The organism is Oleiphilus sp. HI0079 (genome assembly GCF_001635105.1).
This window is the reverse complement of the sequence record NZ_LWFT01001157.1, coordinates 1-660: the sequence shown is the minus strand read 5'-3', so window position 1 is coordinate 660 and position 660 is coordinate 1. Positions and strand designations below refer to the sequence as shown.

General features: G+C 48.5%; 1 protein-coding gene. It reads right to left on the bottom strand.

From position 1 onward, the window contains the following. Positions 1-83: 83 nt before the first annotated feature. Positions 84-660 (bottom strand): lyase family protein (locus A3750_RS20480; RefSeq protein ID WP_255374896.1); only part of this gene is annotated, 577 nt, incomplete at its 5' end.

Below are 660 nucleotides of genomic sequence, written 5' to 3'. Positions count from 1 at the left end.
GCAGCCAAATACACGGGTTTATTGCTTGATAAGCAAATCAAACAAGAACCGTTCCAAAACTAAGCAATACTCTCACGACAGCCCTATCGCTTATCAAGCTCCTCAAAAACTCGATCCGCCGCTGCAAGAACCTGAGCAGGCGCCGTGCCACCGATATGATCGCGAGCATTGACCGATCCTTCCAGCGTAAGCACATCAAACACGTCATCTTGGATGGTATCGCTAAATTGCTGCAATTCCGACAGTGACATTTCAGAAAGGTCTTTCGCTTCAGCAATTCCAAACGCAACCGCTTTACCAACGACCTCATGCGCATCTCGGAACGGCATGCCTTTAACGACAAGATAGTCAGCCAAGTCTGTCGCCGTTGAAAACCCCTTTAGTGCAGCGCTCCGCATGTTCTCAGACTTCACCTGCAAGGCCGGAACCATATCCGCATAAGCCCGCAAACACCCTTTAACGGTATCCAAAACATCAAACAAGGGCTCCTTGTCTTCCTGATTGTCCTTGTTATAAGCAAGCGGCTGCGACTTCATCAACATCAACAACGAAATCAAATGTCCTGTGACACGACCACTTTTACCACGAACCAATTCAGGTACATCGGGGTTTTTCTTCTGCGGCATAATCGAAGACCCTGTGCAGAAACGATCAGGGAGA